This is a genomic window from Pseudooceanicola lipolyticus (assembly GCF_002786325.1).
Classification (GTDB): domain Bacteria; phylum Pseudomonadota; class Alphaproteobacteria; order Rhodobacterales; family Rhodobacteraceae; genus Pseudooceanicola_C; species Pseudooceanicola_C lipolyticus.
In genome coordinates this window covers 1-1,746 of record NZ_PGTB01000322.1, presented here as the reverse complement: position 1 = coordinate 1,746, position 1,746 = coordinate 1, and the positions used below count along the sequence as shown (strand labels likewise).

Below are 1,746 nucleotides of genomic sequence, written 5' to 3'. Positions count from 1 at the left end.
ATGGCCAGGCGGCGGCGATCCGGGCGGTCGAGGCGCTTGGCCTGACGGCGCGCGCCACCCCCCTGCCCCACGCCGAACCCGAGCCCGATGGCAAGGGCGCGTTCTGGCATGTGCCCGGCACCCGCCGTGCCTGGGTCGATTTCCAGAACGACGTGACGGTCAAGGACATCGCCCTGGCCCACAAGGAAAACATGACGCCGGTCGAACATCTGAAACGCTGGACCACGCTGGGCATGGCCACCGACCAGGGCAAAACCGCGAATGTCACCGCGCTTGCGGTGATGGCGGAACTGACCGGCAAATCCATCCCCGAAACCGGCACCACGATCTTCCGGCCGCCCTATACCGGCGTCTCGATCGCGGCGCTGGGAGGCGGCAATACCGGGCCCGATTTTCGCCCGACCCGCCTGACCCCCACCCATGACTGGGCCGCGCAGAACGGCGCGGTTTTTGTCGAGGTCGGGCAATGGATGCGGGCGCAGTATTTCCCGCGTCCCGGCGAAACGCATTGGCGGCAGAGCGTCGATCGCGAGGCGCAGGCGGTGCGCGCCTCGGTCGGTCTGTGCGATGTCACCACGCTGGGCAAGGTCGATGTACAGGGCGCCGATGCCGGTGAATTCCTCAACCGCATCTATGCCAACATGATCGCGACGCTGCCGGTCGGCAAGGTGCGCTATGGGCTGATGCTGCGCGAAGATGGCTTTGCCTATGACGATGGCACCTGCGCCCGGCTGGGCGATGCGCATTACGTGGTCACCACCACCACCGCCAATGCCGGGCTGGTCTATCGCAACATGGAATTCGCCCGCCAATGCCTGTGGCCCGAGCTTGACGTGCAGCTGATCTCGACCACCGACGCCTGGGCGCAGATCGCGGTGGCGGGGCCGAATTCGCGCCTGCTGCTGGAGCGGATCGTCGACGGTTTCGACCTGTCCAACACCGCCTTCCCGTTCATGGCCTGCGCCGCATTGACAGTGTGCAACGGCCTGCGGGCGCGGCTGTTCCGGATCTCGTTCTCGGGCGAGCTGGCTTATGAAATCGCGGTCCCCGCACGGTATGGCGGCGCGCTGATGCAGCGGCTGATGGCGGCCGGGGCCGACCTGGGCGTGACCCCCTACGGCACCGAGGCGCTGGGGGTGCTGCGGATCGAAAAGGGCCATGCCGCCGGCGCCGAGCTGAACGGCCAGACCACCGCGGCGATGCTGGGGCTGGGCCGCATGGTGTCGCGCAAGAAGGATTCGATCGGCGCGGTGATGTCGCGGCGCGACGGGCTGGCCGGCGACCGCCGCAGGCTGGTCGGGCTGATGCCCGTCGACAGGGCGGCCACGGTGATCCCCGGTGCGCATCTGTTCCGCATCGGTCAGGACCAGTCGCTGGCCACCGATCAGGGCTGGATCACCTCGGCCTGTTTCTCGCCGCATGTCGGCTGCTCGATCGGGCTGGGTTTTCTGGAAGAGGGCGACAACCGCCTTGGCGAAGAGATCGTTGCCGCCAACCCGCTGGAGGGCGGGTCGGCCCGGCTGAAGGTTGTGTCGGCGCATTTTGTCGATCCCGAAGGAGGGCGTCTGCGTGACTGACCTGTCCCCGCTCACGGCGCTTGGCGCCGCCGCGCCGCGCCGGCAAAGCTTTGGCGCGCTCACCATCTGGGAAAATGCCGACATGGCGCTGGCCTCGTTGGCACTGCGCCGGGGCGGCACGCCGCCGCAACCGTTCGGCCTGACCCTGCCCGCCGCCGCCGGCTGGCAG

Annotated in this window: 1 protein-coding gene; it reads left to right on the top strand. The window is 68.4% G+C overall.

Going from position 1 to position 1,746, the window contains the following annotated elements:
- Positions 1-1,577, top strand: a 1,577-nt coding sequence (locus tag CVM52_RS25540; protein WP_276308668.1) for a glycine cleavage T C-terminal barrel domain-containing protein, incomplete at its 5' end; no start/stop codon positions are given.
- Positions 1,578-1,746 lie beyond the last annotated feature (169 nt).